Origin of the sequence: Ruminococcus albus AD2013, assembly GCF_000526775.1 — a bacterium.
Lineage (GTDB): Bacteria > Bacillota > Clostridia > Oscillospirales > Ruminococcaceae > Hominimerdicola > Hominimerdicola alba_A.
Genome location: NZ_JAGS01000001.1, coordinates 1,247,859 through 1,270,802 on the forward strand (window position 1 = coordinate 1,247,859; position 22,944 = coordinate 1,270,802).

A 22,944-nucleotide genomic window follows, 5' to 3' on the forward strand; every position below is an offset into this window, starting at 1 on the left:
TGTTCGGATAACAAAAACCTGCGGATAAGCCCTCTTATCCGAATATTCGGATAAGAAGGCGACGGTTTTCTGCTGTTGTACAAACGACTTGACAACGGAAGATTTCAGTGGCCGCGCAGTGAGACCGAAGCTGTAAAGCTCACATCTCAGCAAATTCGCTGGCTTTTAGAAGGTTTGAAAATAGAGCAGCCCAAAGCTATCCGTGAAGGAAAACCGGGCGCGCTGTATTAAGGCAATACTTACCGAATATTCAGAATATGTGCTTGAAAAGCCCCTTCTTTCGTGGTATCATGAATGTATCATCACGAATGGAGGGGTGCTTTATGTCCGAACAGAATATGACATCGGAAATAGTATCGCTCCGTAATGAAAACGCTGTTCTCAAGGAAGAACTAGCCCTCGCCAACCAGCAGTTGGAATGGTTCAGAAAGCAGATATTCGGAAGAAAAACGGAGCAGACAGCTGTTGTCATGGAGAAAGAATTCGGTGTTCAGCTATCGATGTTCGGGAAAGAAGAAAAGTCTGTATATAAAGAGCATGGAACAATAACTGTTCCCGAACACAAGCGCAAGAAAAAGCGAACTTATGATGACTGGATGAGCAGTCTTCCTGTTAAAGAGGAACATCATGAGATCAAAGATCCCGTCTGTGAGATATGCGGCGCGAAAATGGTGGAGATCGGTGATGAAAAGGCTTATAATGAGCTTGTATATTCACCCGCCAAATTCTATATCCGCAGACATATCGTACATAAATTCAAGTGTCCCGAGTGCGGAGAAAAGCCCGAAGAAAGAGACGAACCTTGTCATATCATCCGTGCGCCGTACCCTCACGCTATGATCCCGGGAAGCTATTGCTCGCCCGAGCTTCTGGCGCATATCGTCTATGAGAAATACGGCAAAGCTGTTCCGCTGCACCGTCAAGAAAAAGACTTTAATTCAAAGAGGATATCTTTGCTAAAAGCGACTATGTCTAATTGGGTAGGTGCTGCCGCTGAAAAATGGTGTCTGCCGGTCGTCGAGAAAATGCATGAAATGCTTATCGCAGGACAGATCATCCACGCTGATGAGACAACAGTGCAAGTTCTTCACGAGGAAGGCAGAAAAGCCACATCGGTATCGAGGATGTGGGTGTACTGCAACGGCAAGATGAACGACCGCAACATCATCATTTTCGATTATCAGCCCACAAGGAAAGGCGAGCATCCCTCGAATTTCCTTAAAGGCTTTATCGGATATCTGGTCTGTGACGGATATGATGCCTACAATGCGGTAGAGGGCGCGAAAAGATGCGGTTGTATGACTCATGCAAGGCGTGGTTTTATTCAGGCTCTTCCGAACAACCAAAAGCTGCACAACACTTCTGTTGCGGCAAAGGCAGTAGAATATTTCAACAAGATATATCACGAAGAAAATCTGCTTGCCGACAGCTCCACAGAATACAGATATGAACAGCGCCTTGCAAAGATAAAGCCTTTGCTTGACGAGTTTTTTGCGTGGCTTGAAAATGTTCAGGTCAGCGGTAAGGGCAAGCTGACAGATGCAGTAAGATATGCGCTGAATGAACGGAAGTATCTGTATACATTTCTCGAAAACGGAGATGTTCCTATTGACAACAACAGGGCTGAGAATGCGATAAGACCGTTTGCTGTCGGCAGACGCAACTGGCTATTCAGCAACACAGCCAACGGAGCGAAAGCGAGCGCGGCGCTGTATTCGATAATTTCAACTGCGCAAGCTAATGGTCTTGATGCGGAGAAATACCTGACCGAGCTGTTTTCACAGCCTGCAGAAACGATATTATTACCATGGAGGGAAGAAAATGAAACTTAGTAATGAAGATGCAAAGCTGTTTTATGAACTGTTTTTTCCACTGCTTGACTATGTGAACAAAGAATATCATATACTTCCTGAGGAAGATTATTTCGGGCAAGGAATGATCGACCCACAGGATGCTGTGGAGGTTGCCCACTTTTTATGGGAACGGACATGGATCATTGATGATTATCTTGAGCGATCGGATCTGCCCGAAGAACACATGGAGATACTTAAAAGCTGGAAAGGGTGCATCACCGGCAGATTTATCATTGAGCGACATTTGAAAAAGGGATCGGTATTTATTTCGATCGATGACAATTCTGTTTTTCTTGTAAACGGCATTGTCAGCAGTTGGGAGGAAATGCTGACAAATGCACCGATGCCAACTTTGCTTGATGCAACGCTTCTGCCATTTAAAAATGCGATCATTTCCGATGGACTTGTATCTGTTATTCCGATCATATTCGGTCCTAACAGCAAAGCTGATTTCAAAGAAATATACATGGACGCAAAGAGAAATGGAGAAATCAAAGCCAGAATATGATGTTACAGCCGGGTGTTATCTGCCCGGCTGTTTGCTTTTATGATGCGGGGGGTTATACGCTTACATTCGAACTCTTTTTTGGAGCGTTTTCTGAAAAATAAAAGATTTTTTTGAAGGGAAACTCTCCGCACCTAGCTCACCAATGTCTAATAAAGTATAATAAACTCCAAGGAACACCATGAAGTAAATTGGACATTCCAAATTGGTCAATAAAGTTCATTGAAGTAGATTAGACAGGAGGTAAATATATGACGACTATAGCATTTCCCTTACTTTATATGTAAATAACCTATCATCACTCCTCGTCCGAACATTTGTCCAACCCGTGAAGCAGTTGGATAAACAATAATAAAGGCTAATCATAATCAATATCATTTTCTGTATATCTGCTAATTTATCTCCCCCCATACAGACTTTTGCGGGAGATCTATGAGCGGTAACAATTACAGCATTTTTTGATAGCGTTAGTTGTATCCCATTTGCCGTTTTCATTTTTGCGGATTGGTGTTTTCCGGGACGTGGAATAATCATCTTAGCACTCCCCTGTTGTTTTATTTTTGATAAAAACCTAATACCCAAATATGTTTGTAAGGTATAAAAGTATTAATAATACGATATTTGAGAAATACAGACTTAACGCTTCAAGAGATAACCAGTTACAGAAGATGAGACCGACTGCTTTTACAATCGGTCTCATCATATAATTTATCTAAATGTATCAAGTTAACACTCTTATTTTATAATTCGGAACCGCCCCATTCAACGACTGTGAAGCCGCTTCTTTCAAATGTGGAGAGCTCCTGCGGATCGATTTCCACAGCCTCTTCAAGAGGTACATAGGTCATGAATATGCGCAGCATACTGTCGGGTGTGGGTGTGATGTTCAGCTTTGCGGAATCTGTATATTTATCACTCTGGAAAGAAATTAGATTATACTTGTTATGCTCCATTTTAGGCAGCCAATATACGATAAACTCATTCATCTCATCTTCGGTAAGACCCATATAGCTGAGTTTTTCTTTGAGGAAGCTCTCGGTATCACTGCCTGCTACACAGAATCCTTTGGAGAGATCAAATTCTGTACGACAGTTTACAGCGTCCCAGAACAGATATCTGTGATGAGTGCCGTCAACCTTGTTAACAAGTGAACCGTCAGGCTTAGCTACTACATCCCAGCCGTTGTTGTACTTAGGATAGGTAGTGTAAAGTTCAGCTTCGGTCAGCTCAACCTCAACATGAACATCTGTCTCCTTTTCGGGATAGAGGTAGATAACAGGCTTGGCAGCCACGGGACCCCAAATTTGAACCTCCATTATACCTTTTTCATTAACCATTTGTACCCAGCCATACTGTCCGTTATACTTTGTAAATGCCCAGTTGTCATTATCATTCATAATGCCGAGTTCATCAAGGACAGTTTTTCTAGGGATCGTAGTAACTTTACCGTAGCTTGTATCGGGTCCGAGATACATAGTGATCTCATCGGCTATAACATACAAGTCCCAACTATATTTGAGCTCTATGTCAGGCTTGACATAGGAATTGCCTTTTACGGTAACAGTCACAGCATTTTTGATAGCATTAGCAGTATCCCATTTTCCGTTAACTTTTGCAGCGATTGCTACCTTGTAGGTCTTACCGGGTGTGAGATTTTTAGGAGAAGTGTAAACAGTTCCGGTAATATTCTGTGCCTGTACTCTCCACTTTCCTGCCAGGTATACAGCAATGCCGTATCTGTCAGCACCTTCGACTTTGTCCCATGTAAATCTTACCTGGTGATATTCCTTGCTGTATTCTACCTTGATGTTGGTGGGGTATGTTGGCGTGTTGGCAGTACAGCGCTTGTAGGTGTTCTTGCCGTTGTTGGTGATAACTGCATATTCTCCGTCACCGCTGATGACAGTTGTGGGAGCATTGGCATTGACCCAGCCGTCGCCGTTGGGGAGTTCGGCACCTTTTGGTATGCCGGAAAATTTCTCGCCGAGAGTGAGTTCTTTCAAGCCTGAACATAGCTCGAACATATTGCCTATACGTGTAACGTTGCTTGTGTCAAAACTGCTCAGATCAAGTGTTGTCAGACCGGAACAGTCGTAAAACATAGTTCTCATATCTGATACCTTGTTTGTATCAAATCCACTAACATCGATCGAGGTCAAACCAGAACATTTTCCGAACATCCAATGCATACTTTTAACATTGCTTGTATCAAATCTACTTACATCAAGCGTGGTCAATTTACTACACGAAAAGAACATATCTATCATATCTGTTACTTTGCCCGTATCAAACGAACTTACATCCAGTGATGTCAGACTTGTACAGCCACCAAACATCCCACGCATATCAGTTACATTACTGGTATCAAATCCACTCAGATCAAGTTCGGTCATGACGGAACACCCCAAGAACATAAATCTCATATCTTTGACACTGCTTGTATCTGCACATGAAAGATCGATAGAAACACAATTGGTATAATTATAAAACAGCTCGCTGCTATCTTCGGGAAGAATTGTATCCTTTTCAGCGACCACCGATTTGACTGTATCCTTATAATTACTGCTAAAATCTCTTAATGTATAACGTTCTACCGTTCCTCTTAGCGTTAGCGCGCCTGTCGCTTCATCAAAATAATAACAATCTGTCTCAAGATCAGCCGCCTGTGCAGTTATGCTCTGTGTTATAACAGGCGCACCATAGCTGACCGCACCCGCTGTCATACAAAATGCCATCACTACTGCTAAAACTTTTTTCATCTTCATAAATATGCCCTCCCGTTCAATTATGTTGAATATGATAATATATCAATAAAATACAGAATTATTATAACATGCAGAAATACTATTGTCAATAAATTTGACATACTCTCTTAATCGTTTGTTATTTATCCATATTAGAAAAGTATATTAATGTGTATTTTTGACAGCATATAAAAAATATGTGCGAAATAATCCAAATGGGTATTGACAATGATATTATATGAAAATAATAAAGCACTAGGAGTTTAGCTTGGTTCTCATATATAGGTTTTACAAGAAGTACTTATGGATCATACTTCATAAACCTTTCATTGTGTGTGAATCCGCACGACTCGTAAAGCTTCATACCTTGTTCCGAGGCAGTGATATGAATCGTACCTATTCCATTTCGCCTTGCCCAGCGCATGACATACCCTAGCAAGCACTTTGCAATTCCGCGTCGCCGGAATTCAGGTGCAACATACATACTCGAAAGCACTCCAATCTTACCGGTCGGATTAGCAGAATAGGGCGGCTTTTCGGTTAGTGTCAGCCCGACTGTACCGATAACATTCCTACCACTAATCGCAATCCACATACGGAATGTTCCGTTCCCGAATGCACGCTCATAGAAAGCGCGTATCTCCGGTGCCAGGACAGCTGCATCTGCATCGCCTTCTTCGATCAGCTGTGCAATACGCAGCTCTATCAGAAGATCTGTCAGCTTCTCGCCTGCCATGCCGAGACCGTTTTCATTATACCTCGTGACCTGATTGATATATATACCATTTTTACGATATGCGATCTTATCATGCAATCCTTCGATCATCCAGTCTGCAAAAGAGAAACTGCGCTCCATGGGTTTATCATAATAAGAAAGAAAGTCAAAATCAATGGTTACAACACCGCCTGCCGCCGCACCTTTACACATCAGCAGTGTATCCATTGTGCAACCCGGTGTACTAATGAAAATTCCTCCAGCGACTAGTCGCTGCTCAAACGTTTCTTCATCTTCCGCTGCTTCTGCCTCATGAGCAAATGCCTTCCATGCTTTCTCGGAAAGCCCACCGCCGATCATCGGCGGCAAATCGCCGCTTTTAGGCGCATACGGATTATTCTCACGCATTTTATCCAGCGACCAGATACCGTAATCCGGACCGATACCGCCGTTACCAAGTTCAGTGAGATAGCGTACAAAATCATTCGGCAGCGTAATATGCATCTCCTGCTCGAAAGCACGTACCTGTTCTACTGTAGCAGGCGGCGCAAACAGTTCAAACTTTGTGCCGTCACTGCGTTCATTCCCGCCGCACATCGCATATTCTTCGGCTAGCGCACGAATCTCTGCAATTGCATCCATATTTCATTCCTCCTGGTTAATTTCCGAAAGATCTGTGTTATCCCTAAACAGCACTTACTGCTTGTTTGTATATTTTTTCCTCGCTATATAAATAAGGACTCCACCAAACAATGAACACCTTGATTTTTGATGATAAAAAGATAATCTCTTAGATAAGATTTCTTATCGATTTGATAAATCCAAATCTCATTTTCGTCGTTTTTAAAGTATATATAATAATGTATGAGGGCTACGAGAGTGGTTTACAGCAAGTCTTACGATATTTAGCAGGTAATTTGAGATAAATATCGCTTAACTGCTATCCCCCTTCTAAATTTGCATTATCAGTATACCATAGTATTGGTGCAAAATCAATAACAGTTAGTTTGTGCGCCTTAATATACGCAAATATTCGATGATTGTTTTGTTAAAATATAGTCTTGTTTTCGATTTGACTTTGTGTTATAATTTATAGTAGGAGGTGATCTAATGAAATTCAAAAAAACGATTTCAGGAATAATTTCAGCATTGATGCTAAGCACAAATTTAATGAACATAACGACCTATGCGTATATTTCAGAAGAAAAACAGTGGGGAAATAACGCAAGTTATGTCATTGACTATGATACGGCAACAGTAACTATAACTGGACATGGAAAACTTTTAAACACTGATGCTTCAGGAAATTACGATTCACCTTTTAAAGGAGATACGTTTATTGAAAAAGTTGTTATCGGTGAGGGCATAACATCACTTTGCCATAACGCTTTTTTTGGCTGCACAAATCTTAAAGAAGTAGAACTCCCTGATAGTCTTGAATTTATAGGCAGAAACGCATTTGTCGGCACTGAACTATACAACGAACAGATAAAAGAAAATGCTAATGAATTAGTAATGGTCGAAGATTGGGTAGTTGATTATTCAAAAAAAGGCGAAGACATCTCTGAACTCGTCATCCCAGATGGATGTGTCGGAATAGGTACAGAAGCATTTAAAAAGTTGACTGTTAATTACAGCCTTGTTTACAGACTTAAAAACATTGAAAAAATAGTTTTTCCGGATACTCTCAGATACATCAATTATGGCGCTTTTAATGAAGCAGAGATGAAACTCAAGAGTCTGGAACTGCCAACCGAAAACGATTTATATATAGACAGCTATGCATTCAGCGATGCATTTAGCGATAATATTAATGATACTGTAAAGGCATTAGATATTGATATTCCCGGAAACGTAAAAGGAATCGGCGCCTTTGCTTTTAGTGGAAACAAGAGATTGCAAGGTGTTACTTTGAATGATGGTCTCCGTACATTATCTCATAATGCTTTTGATGGATGTTCGATATCAGAACAAGTAGTTATTCCTGATTCTCTTGAAAGACTGGGAAACGGAGCATTCAAGAATACACCGTTTGAAAAGCAATTTGACTCATCAGCTGAAAAGGCACTTTATCTTGGAAACTGGCTTTATAAAATCAATGGCAATAACCCATCTTATATAGACATTCGAGAAGGTACCCTCGGTATAGCTGATTCTCCCGGGATACCCGTAACTGCCGAATTCAAGCTCCCCTCTACACTGAAATACATAGATTCAAATGCTTTTGCGGGACAAAAAAAGGAAAAAATACTTCTTCCCGAAAGCCTCGAAGCTATCTACCCAAGTGCATTTGAAAATTCCGGAATAAAAACGGTAAACTTCCCTAATGGTTTAAAATATATAGGTGCAAAAGCATTTAAAGGCTGTAAAGGTTTGACTAAAGTAGTTATCCCTGAAAATGTTAAATTTATAGGTGATGGAGCATTTTCGGGTCTAGTCAATCATAAAGAAAAATCAACGGTTATCATATACTCAAAGGACTGTGAAATCGAACAGATAGAATATGTAAATATATATGCTATGGCATACGCACTTGATTTCAAGTATATTTTAGGCTATAAAGGCAGTACGGCAGAAGCATATTCAAATAAATATGCATATATCAACACTTATTCCTATATACTTAATGAAGACACCGATTCACGTGTGTTTAAGCCGCTTATGATTGGAGATGTAAATACAGATAGTGTAATAAACGTCACTGACATAACTAAGGTGGCAGCACATATCAAAGGCAAAAAGCTTCTTGATTATTATGCTCAGAAATTTGCCAACGTTAATAATGACGGCAAGATAAATGTTACTGACATAACAAAAATTGCAGCTCACATCAAAGGCAAAAAACTACTGACAGAATAAATACACGTATTTCTTCTGATAGAAAAATCTCCTATGGATCATTGTTCCATAGGAGATTTTTACGTTTAGTAAGTGTCTTTAAAATTGTCTACAACCTTTCCATAATCATTTTTGTAAGATCCAATTTAGCTATCTTGTATGGATCACCGGTAAGCGTATAACCAGCTCTTTCCAATATTAGTTGACATTAAAGTGATATAATATAGATGTCAAATACTATCGAAGTGATGGTCTGTGCCAGGCTCTTTTTCTTTGTTGGGGCTGCAACAGCCTTTTTTTTGCCTACTTATTCTTACTACCCGCAAACGGGTCCATGTATTCTTTGAAACTTATCTGATCTGCCATGTAATCTTCTTCCGTTTGGTTCTTTATGTACTCTTTGATTACTTTTTCATTACGTCCTACGGTATCTACATAATATCCCCTACACCAGAAATGTCGGCTTCCATATTTGTATTTCAAGTTTGCATGTCTGTCAAATATCATCAATGTGCTTTTTTCCTTGATATATCCCATAAATTGTGATATACTTATATGCGGTGGGATACTCACAAGCATATGAATATGATCAGGCATTGCATTTGCCTCTATTATTTCTACTCCTTTCTGCTCACATAGCTTTCTGAGTATCTAACCTATGTCTGCTCTTAACTGTCCATAGATCACTTTTCTTCGATATTTTGGCGCAAACACTATATGATACTGACATCTGTATGTTGTGTGTGTCAAATGTTTTATTTCGTTCTTCATGCTTTATAACCTCCGTCTATTTTACTTTAGTAATGCGGTCGCCAAACCATTTACTATTGTATCATAATCGGAGGTTATTTTAAATCTCTTGCTAAAGCTTTTTTATCTCCCCCGGTAGAACCGGGGTTTATTTACGCTAAAGCACCAATACGGACCGTGTACGGGATAATATCCCTGCACGGTCTTTTTTATTTATAAAGTATATTTCCGCTCACTCCGATTTTTCTACCGCTCACTCACAAAAAACTGACTTTCCTGCCACGGTGTGCTATACTTCAAGTACAGTCAAACAACGAGATGCAGCAAACTAAAATCCGTAATTTCCAAGCAGAGCATTTGGGTAATTCACTTGATTATCGGTTCAGTCTGAACAGGAAAAATTATCGGATTTTGTAAACTGCATTTGAGTTGGAACCTAAAATTTTTAAAATCTGAAAGGAAGAAACAAAATGAAAACAAACAACGTAACAGGAACAATGAAGAAGGTCATCAGCACTCTGGCAGCTACAGGCTGTATGTTCTCAATGGCAGCTGCTATACCCGCAAACAGCACAATTGGCAGTGCTGTACTTGGTAACGCAGTCGTTGCAGACGCAGCAGTTATCAGCGTAAACACAGTTGTTGACGCAAAGAACGGCAACGCAGATCTGGTACAGGGTAAATTCTATAAATCACCTTCTCAGAATTATGTACTTGTTTTCCAGGGCGACGGCAACCTCGTTATATACCATTACAACAAGACCACTGACAAGGCTTATTCACCTATATGGAGCTCTCAGACCGAGAACAGAGGCGGTACAAAGTGCGTTCTTCAGGGTGACGGCAACTTTGTTATCTACAGATCCGACGGAAAGGCTATCTGGAACACTCAGACAAACGGCAAAAAGGGCGCTTATCTTACAATAAGTGATGGGGGTGAGATCAAGATCATTTCCAGAAATTCTAACAATGCTACCACATGGTCAAGCAAAAATAACCACGGTTACAGCATAAGCATCAATGAAAGACCTTTTAACTGGCCTGTTCCGGATTGCAAGGCAATTTCCTCAGCATTCAATGACGGCAGAAATCATGGTGCGATCGATATTGCAGCAGCAGCAGGTACATCTGTTAAAGCAGCAGCCGGAGGAACAGTACAGACCTATTACGGCTATAACGGCGGTGCGGGTAATTACGTTGTGATCACTCATAAAATCAACGGAGCAACCTACCTGACAGTTTATATGCACTTAAGCCAGATCACTGTTGCCAACGGTGCAACCGTTTCCGCCGGAACAGAGATCGGTAAAGTTGGCAGCACCGGCAATAGCACCGGTCCCCACCTCGATTTCTCGATCCGTGAAGGCAGTTACTACGGTACAAGACTTGATCCCGGCTACTACACCAACCTTCCTGCAGGTCTTTACAACTGCACAAACTGCCAGAATTACGTAAACGAGATCAATGCAAACAGAAATAAATCATATTCTTTGGCATCTCACACACACTCTAATTATTAATTTCGGTTATAAGCATATAACGTAAATACATAACGACGAAAAGACAGGTACTTCAATAAAGTGCCTGTCTTTTATTGTAACCTAAAAGCCCTATTCCGGTACGGATATAGGATTTGATCCGATAACCGTCTGATTCTTAATCATCAATATATATAAATGCCAAAAGGGGCTGCAACAGCCCCGTCTGTCGTATCATATTTGATGGCTGACAATCTTGAAATAAAGTAAGATTATTACAGGGACAATTCCTTGAAATAGACCAGACAATTCGTAACCGTCAAATAGGCTCTTTCCAATGTTAGTTGACATTAAATCATTAAAGTGATATAATATAGATGTCAAATACTATCGGAGGGATGCGAAATGAATGCTGTAATCAGTTCATTGGATAGAAACTACAGACTGTGTGATACACGTATTACCGATTCAGAAATCATTTTATATATAACTTCAACTCTGGAAAAATTATGCTGCCCATACTGTGGAACGATGACCGGTAGAGTGCATTCTTATCATACGCGAGAAATACAGGATCTACCTATCTCTGACCGGAAGACAATCCTTATAGTGACCACACGTAAAATGAAATGCATAAATCCTGAGTGCAGACATAGCACTTTTGCAGAACGACATCCGTTTGTAAATCCAAATGCACAAAAGACAAATCGTCTGATCGAAAGAATACTAAAAACATCTTCTGAGATGAGTTCTGTTTGTTCCAGTAGGTTATTAAAAAACGAAAACATCATCATTGGAAAGAGCTCTATTTGTACGCTGCTAAAAAAAACGCCTTTGATAATACATGAGGTTAAGTCAAGTATAAAGGATTGATGACCCAATTACAATAAACACATAGTCAATGGTTATCAAAAATAAGATGACCAATTGATAGAAAAACTATGCGATTTTTGTAAGATGCGCCATTTTAAGCGCTTTGAGGTTTCTAACATGATTTTGATCAGAAAAAATCATGTGGCCAAATTCCTTTATTACGAGTAAAAAAAGTGATATAATTATCTTGCCGGTAAACCAATGATGAAAAGGAGCATTATGTCTATGGGTAATAGGATAAATTTGAAAATCGATGATATGCCGAAAATTTCACGTCTAGAACTATCTTACAAGCTGTATGACATACTTGACAGAGTTGAAAAAGAAAGCATAGGCTCTATTATAACTGATGGTAGTAATAACGACCTGCTCTTGTGTCCATTTGCTTGGTTCGAACCGTATAGGAACAGTGAGTTCGATCATATCATTATTGCTGCAGTCAGATACGCTATAGGAAGAAAGACATATGTTCCAAAGATAGTATGTAACTTTACACTGAAATATATGTCAATGCTTGATGATAAGGCTATAGACGTAATAATTAAGGATATTGAGAAAGAGTTGAGATACTATAAGGCTGATCTCCCGAATCAGAAATTATGGTTCGACTTGAAGATGAAAAAGAACTACGGAATAAGGAAGGACAGTGGAAGTAAATGTCAATGAAATCACCTGCAATAAGTAATTACCTTGACTGGCTTGGTCGGATAGAATATAGGAATGTTGATAACACATTCACTTACAACAAGAGATCGTATGAGCTGATAGATGAGTTATTTACATATCTCAGAATGCTGGAACCTATAAATGAGCATGGAACAAAGGAACTTTGGCTGACTTCGGAAAGAGGGACGATCGATGATTTTGAAGATCTTGATGAGGCGATAGCAGATGGAGCAGTCAAAAATGCAAAGGAATTAAATGATTGGTGGCTTGATCTGTTTCCCGAAGAAGAGCAGTGGTATCATTTGATGGCAGGAGAAGCAGATGATATAGGGTATAGATCCATTTTTATAAACAACCGTCAAATAATTGAGGTTGACAGCACCAAAGAACATGGATATGAGCATGATATATCTGAGTTCCTTGAGTGGATGCTTTCTGCTGTAAAGAGATGTATAGATGAGCTGAAAGATGGGACATATAATGAACGCATAAATAAGGGTGTCCCTTATGAGTATAGGATAGGAACGATAGTTCGCAATGACTTGTATGACATATTTCCAGATTTGAGAGAGCAGTTTTTTGCAGATATTTCTAAAACAGAAATTTCCGAATTTATTGACTTGGCTTCAAAACAGAGCAGAAACCGAGATAATCAAAGAATACATAGATTTACAGCAAATGAGTTTTATAAGTGCTGTGCTTTGGGTTATGAAGAGAATGGATACGACTTTACCGATCTGCCCCCGAAAGAGCAGTACTATAAGCATTCTGATGGGAGAGATGATGGACTTAGCGAGATAGACGGTGATTCGGTCGAAGAATTTATAAAATGGTATCATCGGTCACAGATCGGGCATCCGTGGGAAGTATGCAGAGGCGGGAATTCGACTCATGTTTCGTTATATGTTGATCATAATGACAAGGGCTTTTGCTTATATGTTGAGGGAGGTTCTATCGCCAGATGTATAGAGGCTATAAAGTTTTATCTTGCATTAAAGAGGGCTGGTTATCCTGTAAATATTGTTAATGCCGAAGAACTTATTGCTCGATTGAACGAAACCGAAATAATAGGAATCGTTCCCATAGGAGTCATACCGTTATACTGCGGAGGATATTTTCCCAATGAAAAAATAATCGACTTTATGAATCTTCCTTTTGAAGAAAGATCTAAAGTCGTTGAAAAATGCATATGGAAACCGTTAAAAGAAATACGGCTTATAAACATTGACTAACTGAAAAGAGTTGCAAAATGGAAATATATGATAAATCAAGTAAAGGATTCATTGAGGTGTGCATGACCAAAGAAGAAAAGGAATCATATTTTCAACCTTTTGGGGATCGCAGCAAGAACTCTCAGAAGAAATGGAATGAGTAATGAAGCAAAGGAAATGTCTGAGCGTGTTACAAGTTCGGGAAGTTACGATGAAGCACTCAACATCCTTGGCGAGTATGTTGAAATATGCTCCGAGGATGAAATGGAAGATGAAACATTGGATATCAAGGGAGGAATGACAGAATGACAATACTGTTTGCAGGTATGATCATCGGCTGTATGATCGGCATGCTTATTGGCGGTTTTTCAGCTGCATGGTATTATGCGAACAAGGAAATAAAAAGGCTAAAAAAGGTGCTCAGGACTAAGGATGATGTATAAAATAGCAAAAGCTGCTCAAAAAAGCAGCTTTTACAGTTGGTGTTCAAGTATCCAGTTTAGAAGATCATCAAAGGAATATGTTCCGTCAGCAACTTTTAGTATCGTGTCGGAAAGTTCTTTCTGAGTATATTCAAGCTCAACATGATTTAACATCAGAAATACGAGCATAATGTGAGCGCCGATACGCTTGTTGCCGTCAACAAAGGGGTGGTTCTTGACAAGTCCGAATCCAAGCCGTGCGGCTTTTTGCTGGATAGATGGATAGACCTCCGTATCATCAAATATTTGAAACGGTGCATTCAGAGCTGATTCAAGCATGCCTTCGTCACGCAGACCGTCAGTTCCGCCGGTCTCACCTATAAGCTATGAATGTAGACTAAAGACTTGTTCTTTTGAAAGAATTATCATTTGGCAAGTTCCTCGTAAGCCTCACGATTTTTTGCGATAAGGCGCTTAGAAATCTCCATGAGGTCTTCATTATCTGCTAACTGTTCATTTTCGGCTTTATCAAATTCAATTATCAGATAGCGAGGTGTATTATTTTTAAGTATAACAACAGATCCGTTTTCATCGACCATGCGGGCAACACGTGAAAAATTCTGATTTGCTTCGGTTATGGATACAAGATTTTTAGTGTTAACGTTCATAGTTCAGACCTCCTTTACTATCTTTATTATACGATAGAATTAGGATAAATTCAACCTATTTTTTGCAAAGTTAAAATATTATTTACAAACAGACGTTTTGCCGATGGCGGCAAAGCGGCTTTTCTCTTTTTCGTCATCGGCAAAGATGACGGAAAGGAAAAAAATGAGTAATCAGTATTACGGCGTCTGTGACCCTCCCATTCCGTGGATAGGCGGGAAATCGGTTCTTATCCCGGTAATAAGGAGAATAATGCCCGACTAACAGGTATCCCCTACGGATCATATATCCTTACGGAGATTTCGTCTCCCAATAGATATGTTTTAAGCGATAAAAGATACGAATTCCTCATCGACGAAGACGGTGATGATGTGTTCATCACTGCTGTAAACAAGGAAACAGAGCTTCATGTTTTCAAGAAGGATATTTACGTAAACGAACTCTCGGGTGCTGCAATGCAGATCCTTGACAGTAAAGGAAATGTTTTCGATGAATGGATATCCGACGGTACCGAGCATATCGTCTGCGGCATTTCTGCAGGCAGTTATTCCCCATGCGTCCATTGAACTGGAAGTCTTCTGCCGATTATATCAGCGCATTCCTTTCCAATGGTGAACGTTTTTGAAATCTTTGTATCACATCATTGACAAACCAACAAATATATATTTTTTTTCCTGAATATTATTCGTGAAATAACAGTTTTAAAGTATTATGATCTTCGATGACGAAGATATTTTGTTTCAGCAGAACATATCAATCAGAAAATCCCATATCATGTGAAGTACTATCGGAACAATGATGTTTTTACTTTTAAGAAATGTAATACTGAATATTATACTCAGAACAACTATAAACAAAAATTTTAAATGAACAAAGTTATCAATTAATTGTTCGTGAGTTATCCATGTGGGTATGTGTATTGCCGCGAATAGAAATGAAGTCAGAAGTATAGCTCTCCATTTATGTTGCTGCTCTTTGCCGACGGTTGCATTCAAAAGCCAGCCACGGAACACCATTTCCTCGGTAATTCCAACAAAGGTATAAGTAATTACTTGCTTCACTCCGAATTCTTCATTTATAATAATGGATCCTTTGTTTATATACGCAGTTATCAAAGGATAAATAATAAATAACATGGTTATCCCTTTAACACACCACAGATAATTTACAATGCTGTCCAAATAAACAGACCTCAAAAACCAGAAAATATAGTATAATAGTGACAGAAACCGAAGGGAGCTGTCGCTATGTCAAAAAGATTTCCGAAACCTGAGATCACACTTGATGGGATATACTCAAAGTTCGCAGACGATGACTTTTGCAAGGATTTTCTGCTTGATATCCGCTTTGAAAAGGGCTTTGCCTGCCCGTTTTGCGGTGGCTCTGAGTACCGCAGGATAAGGTCACGTCATCTGCTGCGCTGCAAGTTATGTAAAGCAGATATTTCCGCCACAAACGGAACTTTTATGCACAGAACACATATTCCGCTCAGACTGTGGATAATCACCGCATTCCTCGTTATGAGCAACAAATGCAGCGTGTCCGCTGTTACTCTAATGAGAACTCTTGGCGTGACTTACAAGACTGCCTGGTACATCCTTCATCGCATCAGAAAAGCCATGAAATGCCGTGAAGAACGCTATTTGCTCGACGGGATCGTTGAACTTGATGACACGTATCTCGGTGCTCCGACTCACGGTAAAAAGCGTGGCAGAGGAACTGAAAAAGTCAAGATGATCGTAGCTTTATCAAAGAACGCAGCAGGAAATCCCGAGTACGTTAAAATGAGCGATGTGCCGAATTTAAAGGGTATAACTGTGGGTAGATTTGCCAGGGATAATATCCGCGCAGGTTCTAAGATCGAGAGTGATAATGCCCGAAGTTACAAGAAGCCGCTGGCACAGAAATACTTCCATATTTTTGAGACATATGATCCGACAAGCGGTCAGCTGAATTGGATGCATAAAGTTATATCAAACTTCAAAGCAATGATCATGGGAACTTATCACGGAAACGAAAAGATCCATACAGCGTTGTATGCTGCCGAATACTGCTACAAATTCAACCGCCGTAAGCTGGGAAACAGTGCGTATTTAAGGCTCTTGGCTGCTTTGGTTCAGTGATCTTACTTGTGGTGTGTTAAGGGGATAACCATAATAAATAATAGTAATACCGGTAAGTATTCAAGCCATTTGATCTTCGTGGTATACATTTCCTTTAACCCGACACAGACATCGTCTTTGTAATAATGTATCAGAATCGCAGCGGGGAATACCCATACTAAATTTTTTATAATTACTGTTTTTATTATCTGTGAGATTATGTCTCCTGTGAAAGTTTTATCGATGAAAGGTTTTGCAAAAAATTCAAATAGAGCCCAGATCGTGTAAAATACGATCAGATATATTACGATCACCTTGGTTTTGGATACACGTTTTTCAGAAATTTCCATTATAATACCTCCGTATTTGTAGAATGCGGACAATTCAACAATAATTATTCAAGTATGAACAGATCTTCCACAGGCATCCTGAGATATCTTGCCAATTTTATAGCAAGTTCAAGTGTGGGGTTATATTTATCATTTTCAATAGCATTGATTGTCTGCCTTGAGACTCCCACAGCATTTGCTAACTCATCCTGAGTAAGTTTTTGTGACTTACGAAGATCCTTTATCCTGTTCTTCATTTTTATATACCTACTTTCGTCTTACCGAAGGAGAGCATAAACAGAAAAACTACTGCTGCTGTAGCAGAAAGCAGGATCACGAGCCCCTTTTTCCAGCGTTCATCTCCGAAATCATGTCTGAATATTAAAGAAGAAGCACCCCTAACCAGTAAGCCGACAAGAAGTACATACATCGGCATCAGTATGGTTCGGTTTTTTACTGTGTATATGATGATCCATACTATCAGCATGAACTGAGTATAGTAATGAGCTGTGATAATGCTTTTACTGCGGATCTCTTTGTCCATTTCGTCCGCTTTGTTTCTCTTGAACATAATAAAGACCTCCAAAAATATAATTCAATATATTCTATTATACTTGAAATCTTAAAAATGTCAAGAGTGTTTTACATTTGAGTGTAAAAAAATATCATATAGTTCCGTTCATTAGCATCATAAATATAGCAGTTGTATTATTGAACACATGAAGTAGTATCGGGATAGTTGGATTATTCGAGTAAAGAATAATGACACAGTAAACTATGCTTGTAGATAATTTCGGCAGATTTATCATAAGCTCCGGTAAAGTTAAAGCGTGCATATGCCAAACCATAAACAAAACAGATGATAAGATAACACATATAATTGAAGGAAGTTTGGTCCTCAGTTTATCCACAAGAATGAAACGGAAGATCAATTCCTCGGTTATTGGTCCCAATATGCCTGCAGCAGTTACAAACAAAGGCACTGATACCAGTTTTGCAGCTGAAGAAATGCTGATATCATTCATTCCGTCATAATTAGGATATAGTGCCATAGATGGATAATTGGCCAGGCTAGATAATATCATATCCGTAATATAAGCTCCTATTGACCATATAATACCATTCGTAAAATGTTCTTTCCATTCAGCTACACCTTTTCTGATTTCTTTCCGAAAAAGATATATACCAATAACACCAAGTATGCAATAAGCGATTATCAGACACATTAACGAATAATATCTGTTATGAAAAACCAAAAGACGTATCTTTACAGCAAAAATGAACATTATCATGTATGCTGTCACATAAATTGTTTTTATACTTGCCTTGCTTTTATTTTTGACCATTTTGTTCCTCCTCATAATCAAAATTTGTCAAGAGCTCTTTACATTTTGATTATAGTACGAGTTGCAATAAATGTCAAGAACCTTTTACATTATTTGTGTAAGATTTTCGAATATGCACTTTTTAGTTGGAGTAAATTGTTGATAATAACCGAAATTGCATAAAATAAAGAATTTACTTTTAGATCATCATTGATCCTATGTATTTAACGTGGATTTTATATAGCTGTGTAAGCGTATAACCCTCGCATCATAAAAGCAAACAGCCGGGCAGATAACACCCGGCTGTAACATCATATTCTGGCTTTGATTTCTCCATTTCTCTTTACCCTTGTTGCAATACACGCACAAAATATTGTGCACGAACGAAAAGGGTATTATTTTATCTTTACGATCAAGAACAAATATGCTATAAAACAATCAAAGGAAACACACTGTTACTGATAGAGCGGAGATGAAACCTGTGAGAAGTAAAGATAAGGAACTAATGAAAAAGATTCGAAGTTATGTTGATGAATATGCGCTTGAAAATATTGGCAGAACACCAAGCACCAGAAAAATAGTGAAAAGTTCAGGATGAGCAAAAGTCCCCTTGTTATATCTTCCTATTTACTTAACGCCTTGCCTAACCGCAAGTATAACGATACTTTTTCATTGGGCATTTTCCTGAAATTTGATAAGAGACCGTTGTCCCGCCTATGGCGATTTGGGACTATTTTGTCCCAATTACAATTGACAAGTGCCTCTGATTATGGTAAGATAGGTTCAGAAAAGCAAATACGCCAGAAAACGGGAGGGGATCGAATGAGCACTTCTAACAGCAATCACGGCGCCACGATCAACAAAGAAGAGATCATTCCGGAAGAATCTTTTCCGGAATGGTTCAAAAGCAAACAACAGTCGCTCACAAATAAAGACGGAAGCAAAATCTCGACCGAAGAAATCGGGCTGATGATCGGACTGAATTACAGTACGTTCCGCAAGTTCATTTACAATCAGAGAACAACCAAAAAACGGGACTTCATCATTGCGGTCTGTGCTGTGATGGGATGCGATAGGGACGATACAAATAAAGCTTTGAAACTGTACGGATTTCCAGAGTTGGATGAGTATTATCGAAGAGATGAGATTATATGGGATCTGCTTGTAGCCAATCCGGGTACTCCGGTTTCTGTTGCGCAAATCAATGAGGCGCTTGACGCAGGGGGATATTCGCCGCTGGACATTCATAATCACAGAAACAAGGAACAGACGCAGGATAAACCTCAGGTTCCGTTCAAGCTGGTTCGGCGGCATTTTCAGTGTACGATCGAAGGCATCGGGCGCAGCAGTGATACGGACAGCTTTCTGGATTTGCTATATGATGTTGACTGCTACTATAATATGCGAACCTGTTTTGAATATCTCAGCGGCGGCAGGCGGTTTGAACTCTGCATACAACATGAAGAACCGCACAGCGATCTGTCAGAAAATATATGGCAGACCGGCATCCGGAGAAGAATTTGCCCGAAACGCAAAAAATATATCGTATATACCTATCCGACAGAAGAACAAGAATCGGAACTGTATGAATATGACCGGATTGATGATACCGGCGCATTTCGTGAATGCTTCCTTGAAATCGAAAAAAAGGAACGTGAAGAAAAAAAGCGGCTTTGTGATACGGTCAATGATACGCGTAATTACGGCAGCCGCATTTCGGCAAAGGTCATTGACAGCGAGCTGCATATTTTCTGCGAGATGTATAACAGCGACATACCGGAACTTTCGGAGTATTATCTGATGGATTTCTGCGGCGGTGAATATACGCTGTATGTTCTGAACCAAAGCTGCTTTATGCAGATGGATCTCAGTGCAGAAAAATATGAGCAGATTTACGGAAAACAGCCTGCATTCCGGCTGCTGCATATACGAAAAACAATGGATGATGCGTTCTGCACGAAAGCCGATTTGCTGAATGCCCCTGTGCTTGATCGGTATTCCTCAGAGGAAGAGATCGAGGATTCCGCTTATGAAGCACGCGATATCGGCACCTTTGAGACATACGGCGAGAATGCAATCACGAAACTGCGGCTCAAAGCCTACAGAAAAATGAAAGCGCAGACAGACGACATGATGAGCAAACTGAAAACAGGAACAGCACATATCTGCAATCGTGAATTGCTCTGTGATGCTGCTGACAGGCTGATCGCCGCGTATTTTGGTTTGCCGGATATCGAAAACAATGAAGCCGGATATTCGGCGGCGCAATTTCAGGATGCTTTTGAGCTCGGTTTGCGCACGGTTGATGAGATCGGAGCATTTTTACAGAAAAACGGCAGCCTGAAAATCAATGAAGTATTATCTTTACAGGAATCGGAAGGAGCTGAAAGCTATGTATGAGATTCTTAGCCGAAAAAAATGCTGTGTGCTCTATCACTTCAATCAGTTCGATCATCCGGAGCAGAATCTATCTCTGCTGTATGATCCGGACAGCATTAGTTTTGATTCAGGATCCCTTACGCTGAACGATGCAGGACAAATCATACGACTCAGGGTTTCACGCACAGAAAATTATCACCGTGACCCTCACAGTATCGGATTTGACCGCAGTCATATAGGAATCGAACGGCTGCCGAAAGAGTACCACATTCTGAATGAAAGTGTCAGGGACAAAAACGGCGTGCATTCGCTGCAGCGGCTTGCACCGGAAGCGGACTGCAAATATCATGAACTCTTTGGTGAATTGGATGCCGCAGATGAAAAAGAGTTCAGAAGGATATGGGATATTCTGCTGGACAGCCGGAATACCGGCAAACGGATCTCAGCAAAGATCATAGACAATAAGCTGCATATCTTCACTGAAACATATAATTATGATACGCCGGAATTCGGTGAGTATTATCTGATGGATTACTGCGACGGAGTATATATGTTTTCTGTTTCGGACGTCAGCAGATTTATGACGCTGTATCTGTCGCACAAAGAGTATTTGCATTATTACGGCGAATACAGTGAACCGCATACGCAGCAGTATACATCTTTGGAAGAAATTACGGCATATGAAAAAGAATATGCCAAAATAAGTCATTATGAACGAGAAATGATAACCCGGCATCGGAGGAATGCATTTCAGCGGATGCAGAATGAAATTGATGACCTGCGCCGGAAACTGAAAAGAGGAAAGGCGCAAATCCGCAGCAGAGATTTGTTCGGGTTCGGGGAATATGAAATGAAGTTTGTTGCAGCATTCAAGATCATTGAACTTTACAAGGCGAAAACTGAATTCCGCTGTGAGGAGCTGGAAACACTCCGCTGGGAAGGTATGTGCGTAGGATATTATATGAGATCGAAGAAACGCGCTGAATTCCGGCTGTCTGACGGCAGGACCGTGAAGCTCAACCGAAACGATTTGTATAACGGTTATGAACTCGGTCTGATAACGATCGAGGAAATCGGACAGTTTCTTTTGAAATACGGAAAACTCAGTATTCGTGCGTGCATGAAACAGACAAGCTGAGCAGAAAGGAGTATTGTAATGGAAATCAACGAAGAAAAAATCGAAGCGCTGCGCAAAGCAGTTGATAATGCTGAAAACATTGTGTTTTTCGGCGGAGCAGGTGTATCAACGGAAAGCGGACTCCCGGATTTTCGCGGCGAACAGGGATTGTATCGCCAAAAATACGGTCTGCCGCCGGAATCCTATTTCAGCCTGCGGCTGCTTAAATACGACCCGGAAGAATTTTTCAAATTCCAACGGAAGCGAATTCTGGGCTATGATGTAAAACCCAATGCAGCACACCTGAAGCTGGCTGAATGGGAAAAGCAGGGAAAACTGCGTGCAATAATCACACAGAATATCGACGGGCTTCATCAGGAAGCGGGCAGTAAAAAAGTGATCGAACTGCACGGCAATATAAAGCACTGCCACTGTATGGTATGTCATAAATCCTATAAAATATCCGCAGTAATGGAAACAGAAGGCATACCGCGCTGCAAGATATGCCGCGGCATCATCAAGCCAGATGCGGTTTTGTACGGCGAAAAGCTGGATGTACGCCTGCTGGAAAAAGCAGCGGACCATATCAGAAAGGCGGATATGCTGATCGTCGGCGGCACATCGCTTACAGTCAATCCTGCTGTCAGTCTGGTACATGAATGCAAAGATAAACCGCTTGTGATCATCAATCTCGGACTGACTCCCCTGGATGGCCGGGCGAATATCCGGATTTATGATAAAATTGGAAAGGTGTTTTCTGCACTGTAATTCAAAAGAGGGAGCCGGGTGCGGATTCTCCTAATGGCTATGTCCTTCGTAACGGAATCATAGATGATTTGAAATCCATATAAAGGAACAAGCAATGCTGATGATTTCCGACAGACACTCCACTATTAGGAATTATTTTTCTTCGCTCTCCACGAAGGTTCTGTCCTTGGCAAAGGACATTGTACTCCGGAAAATAATTAAAA

Annotated in this window: 23 protein-coding genes and 2 pseudogenes; 15 read left to right on the forward strand and 10 right to left on the reverse strand. The window is 40.2% G+C overall.

What is annotated here, in order from left to right; genetic code table 11:
* Window positions 1-66 precede the first annotated feature (66 nt).
* The 3 genes and pseudogenes from tnpB to N773_RS0105605 all read left to right on the forward strand — a co-directional run.
* Window positions 67-231, forward strand: a pseudogene (gene tnpB / locus N773_RS23465) (IS66 family insertion sequence element accessory protein TnpB); the annotation flags it as partial.
* 92 nt (window positions 232-323) lie between these two features.
* Entirely contained in the window at window positions 324-1,832 is a 1,509-nt protein-coding gene (tnpC, locus tag N773_RS0105600; protein WP_024856872.1) for an IS66 family transposase, read from the forward strand.
* Window positions 1,822-2,361 carry a hypothetical protein gene (locus N773_RS0105605; protein ID WP_024856873.1) on the forward strand — a complete coding sequence of 180 codons (540 nt, stop codon included), beginning with the start codon at window positions 1,822-1,824 and terminating at the stop codon, window positions 2,359-2,361. The genes tnpC and N773_RS0105605 overlap by 11 nt, the downstream gene beginning before the upstream one ends.
* A gap of 737 nt (window positions 2,362-3,098) precedes the next feature.
* Here the strand turns inward: N773_RS0105605 and N773_RS21770 are convergent.
* Both N773_RS21770 and N773_RS21775 read right to left on the reverse strand, forming a co-directional pair.
* Complete coding sequence (locus N773_RS21770) at window positions 3,099-5,123, reverse strand: BspA family leucine-rich repeat surface protein (RefSeq protein WP_024856875.1); 2,025 nt, start codon at window positions 5,121-5,123, stop codon at window positions 3,099-3,101.
* A gap of 280 nt (window positions 5,124-5,403) precedes the next feature.
* Window positions 5,404-6,459 (reverse strand): GNAT family N-acetyltransferase, encoded by a 1,056-nt coding sequence (locus tag N773_RS21775; protein ID WP_024856876.1) that lies wholly within the window; start codon window positions 6,457-6,459, stop codon window positions 5,404-5,406.
* A gap of 468 nt (window positions 6,460-6,927) precedes the next feature.
* Between N773_RS21775 and N773_RS0105625 the strand changes: the two genes are divergently transcribed.
* The gene (locus N773_RS0105625; protein WP_024856877.1) at window positions 6,928-8,676 is read left to right on the forward strand and encodes a leucine-rich repeat protein; all 1,749 of its coding nucleotides are present in this window, start codon (window positions 6,928-6,930) and stop codon (window positions 8,674-8,676) included.
* A 282-nt stretch (window positions 8,677-8,958) separates the two neighbouring features.
* Here the strand turns inward: N773_RS0105625 and tnpA are convergent.
* Window positions 8,959-9,426: pseudogene (gene tnpA / locus N773_RS19780) on the reverse strand (IS200/IS605 family transposase).
* A gap of 449 nt (window positions 9,427-9,875) precedes the next feature.
* Here tnpA and N773_RS22520 point away from each other — a divergent pair.
* The 6 genes from N773_RS22520 to N773_RS22155 all read left to right on the forward strand — a co-directional run bounded on the left by N773_RS22520 (window position 9,876) and on the right by N773_RS22155 (window position 14,076).
* On the forward strand, window positions 9,876-10,925 hold the full coding sequence (locus N773_RS22520; RefSeq protein ID WP_024856878.1) for a peptidoglycan DD-metalloendopeptidase family protein: 1,050 nt from the start codon (window positions 9,876-9,878) through the stop codon (window positions 10,923-10,925).
* A 363-nt stretch (window positions 10,926-11,288) separates the two neighbouring features.
* Window positions 11,289-11,756 carry a transposase family protein gene (locus N773_RS23470; protein ID WP_080678307.1) on the forward strand — a complete coding sequence of 156 codons (468 nt, stop codon included), beginning with the start codon at window positions 11,289-11,291 and terminating at the stop codon, window positions 11,754-11,756.
* 225 nt (window positions 11,757-11,981) lie between these two features.
* Complete coding sequence (locus N773_RS0105640; protein ID WP_024856879.1) at window positions 11,982-12,422, forward strand: hypothetical protein; 441 nt, start codon at window positions 11,982-11,984, stop codon at window positions 12,420-12,422.
* Window positions 12,413-13,654, forward strand: coding sequence for a hypothetical protein (locus N773_RS0105645; RefSeq protein ID WP_196231603.1), 1,242 nt, complete (start codon window positions 12,413-12,415; stop codon window positions 13,652-13,654). Before N773_RS0105640 ends, N773_RS0105645 begins: the two co-directional genes overlap by 10 nt.
* A gap of 135 nt (window positions 13,655-13,789) precedes the next feature.
* Entirely contained in the window at window positions 13,790-13,942 is a 153-nt protein-coding gene (locus N773_RS0105650) for a hypothetical protein (RefSeq protein WP_242836178.1), read from the forward strand.
* Window positions 13,939-14,076 (forward strand): hypothetical protein, encoded by a 138-nt coding sequence (locus tag N773_RS22155; protein WP_155250856.1) that lies wholly within the window; start codon window positions 13,939-13,941, stop codon window positions 14,074-14,076. The genes N773_RS0105650 and N773_RS22155 overlap by 4 nt, the downstream gene beginning before the upstream one ends.
* A gap of 30 nt (window positions 14,077-14,106) precedes the next feature.
* Here the strand turns inward: N773_RS22155 and N773_RS19795 are convergent, their stop codons facing one another.
* Together N773_RS19795 and N773_RS0105665 are read right to left on the reverse strand one after the other, a co-directional pair.
* On the reverse strand, window positions 14,107-14,436 hold the full coding sequence (locus N773_RS19795) for a type II toxin-antitoxin system death-on-curing family toxin (protein WP_242840426.1): 330 nt from the start codon (window positions 14,434-14,436) through the stop codon (window positions 14,107-14,109).
* A 44-nt stretch (window positions 14,437-14,480) separates the two neighbouring features.
* A complete protein-coding gene (locus N773_RS0105665; protein WP_024856882.1) occupies window positions 14,481-14,723 on the reverse strand; it encodes a type II toxin-antitoxin system Phd/YefM family antitoxin in 243 nt (80 codons plus the stop codon).
* A gap of 204 nt (window positions 14,724-14,927) precedes the next feature.
* Between N773_RS0105665 and N773_RS0105670 the strand changes: the two genes are divergently transcribed.
* Window positions 14,928-15,287, forward strand: a complete 360-nt coding sequence (locus N773_RS0105670; RefSeq protein ID WP_024856883.1) for an MSCRAMM family protein — start codon at window positions 14,928-14,930, stop codon at window positions 15,285-15,287.
* A 174-nt stretch (window positions 15,288-15,461) separates the two neighbouring features.
* Here the strand turns inward: N773_RS0105670 and N773_RS0105675 are convergent, their stop codons facing one another.
* Entirely contained in the window at window positions 15,462-15,857 is a 396-nt protein-coding gene (locus N773_RS0105675) for a CPBP family intramembrane glutamic endopeptidase (RefSeq protein ID WP_278245370.1), read from the reverse strand.
* Between the two features lie 111 nt (window positions 15,858-15,968).
* On the opposite strand from N773_RS0105675, the gene N773_RS0105680 reads away from it, so the two are divergent.
* The gene (locus tag N773_RS0105680; protein WP_024856826.1) at window positions 15,969-16,844 is read left to right on the forward strand and encodes an IS1595 family transposase; all 876 of its coding nucleotides are present in this window, start codon (window positions 15,969-15,971) and stop codon (window positions 16,842-16,844) included.
* Between the two features lie 2 nt (window positions 16,845-16,846).
* Here the strand turns inward: N773_RS0105680 and N773_RS0105685 are convergent, their stop codons facing one another.
* From N773_RS0105685 to N773_RS0105700, 4 genes are all read right to left on the reverse strand, one after another.
* Window positions 16,847-17,173, reverse strand: a complete 327-nt coding sequence (locus tag N773_RS0105685; protein WP_024856885.1) for a hypothetical protein — start codon at window positions 17,171-17,173, stop codon at window positions 16,847-16,849.
* A gap of 44 nt (window positions 17,174-17,217) precedes the next feature.
* Window positions 17,218-17,409 (reverse strand): helix-turn-helix transcriptional regulator, encoded by a 192-nt coding sequence (locus N773_RS0105690; protein WP_024856886.1) that lies wholly within the window; start codon window positions 17,407-17,409, stop codon window positions 17,218-17,220.
* A gap of 2 nt (window positions 17,410-17,411) precedes the next feature.
* On the reverse strand, window positions 17,412-17,723 hold the full coding sequence (locus N773_RS0105695) for a hypothetical protein (RefSeq protein WP_024856887.1): 312 nt from the start codon (window positions 17,721-17,723) through the stop codon (window positions 17,412-17,414).
* Window positions 17,724-17,817: 94 nt separating this feature from the next.
* On the reverse strand, window positions 17,818-18,498 hold the full coding sequence (locus N773_RS0105700) for a CPBP family intramembrane glutamic endopeptidase (RefSeq protein WP_024856888.1): 681 nt from the start codon (window positions 18,496-18,498) through the stop codon (window positions 17,818-17,820).
* Between the two features lie 801 nt (window positions 18,499-19,299).
* On the opposite strand from N773_RS0105700, the gene N773_RS0105705 reads away from it, so the two are divergent.
* Genes N773_RS0105705 through N773_RS0105715 form a run of 3 tightly spaced genes read left to right on the forward strand, consistent with a single transcriptional unit; the run spans window position 19,300 to window position 22,741 of the window.
* Complete coding sequence (locus N773_RS0105705; RefSeq protein WP_024856889.1) at window positions 19,300-20,877, forward strand: hypothetical protein; 1,578 nt, start codon at window positions 19,300-19,302, stop codon at window positions 20,875-20,877.
* Complete coding sequence (locus tag N773_RS0105710) at window positions 20,870-21,994, forward strand: hypothetical protein (protein ID WP_024856890.1); 1,125 nt, start codon at window positions 20,870-20,872, stop codon at window positions 21,992-21,994. Before N773_RS0105705 ends, N773_RS0105710 begins: the two co-directional genes overlap by 8 nt.
* Before the next feature lie 18 nt (window positions 21,995-22,012).
* Window positions 22,013-22,741 (forward strand): NAD-dependent protein deacylase, encoded by a 729-nt coding sequence (locus N773_RS0105715; protein ID WP_043537810.1) that lies wholly within the window; start codon window positions 22,013-22,015, stop codon window positions 22,739-22,741.
* Window positions 22,742-22,944 lie beyond the last annotated feature (203 nt).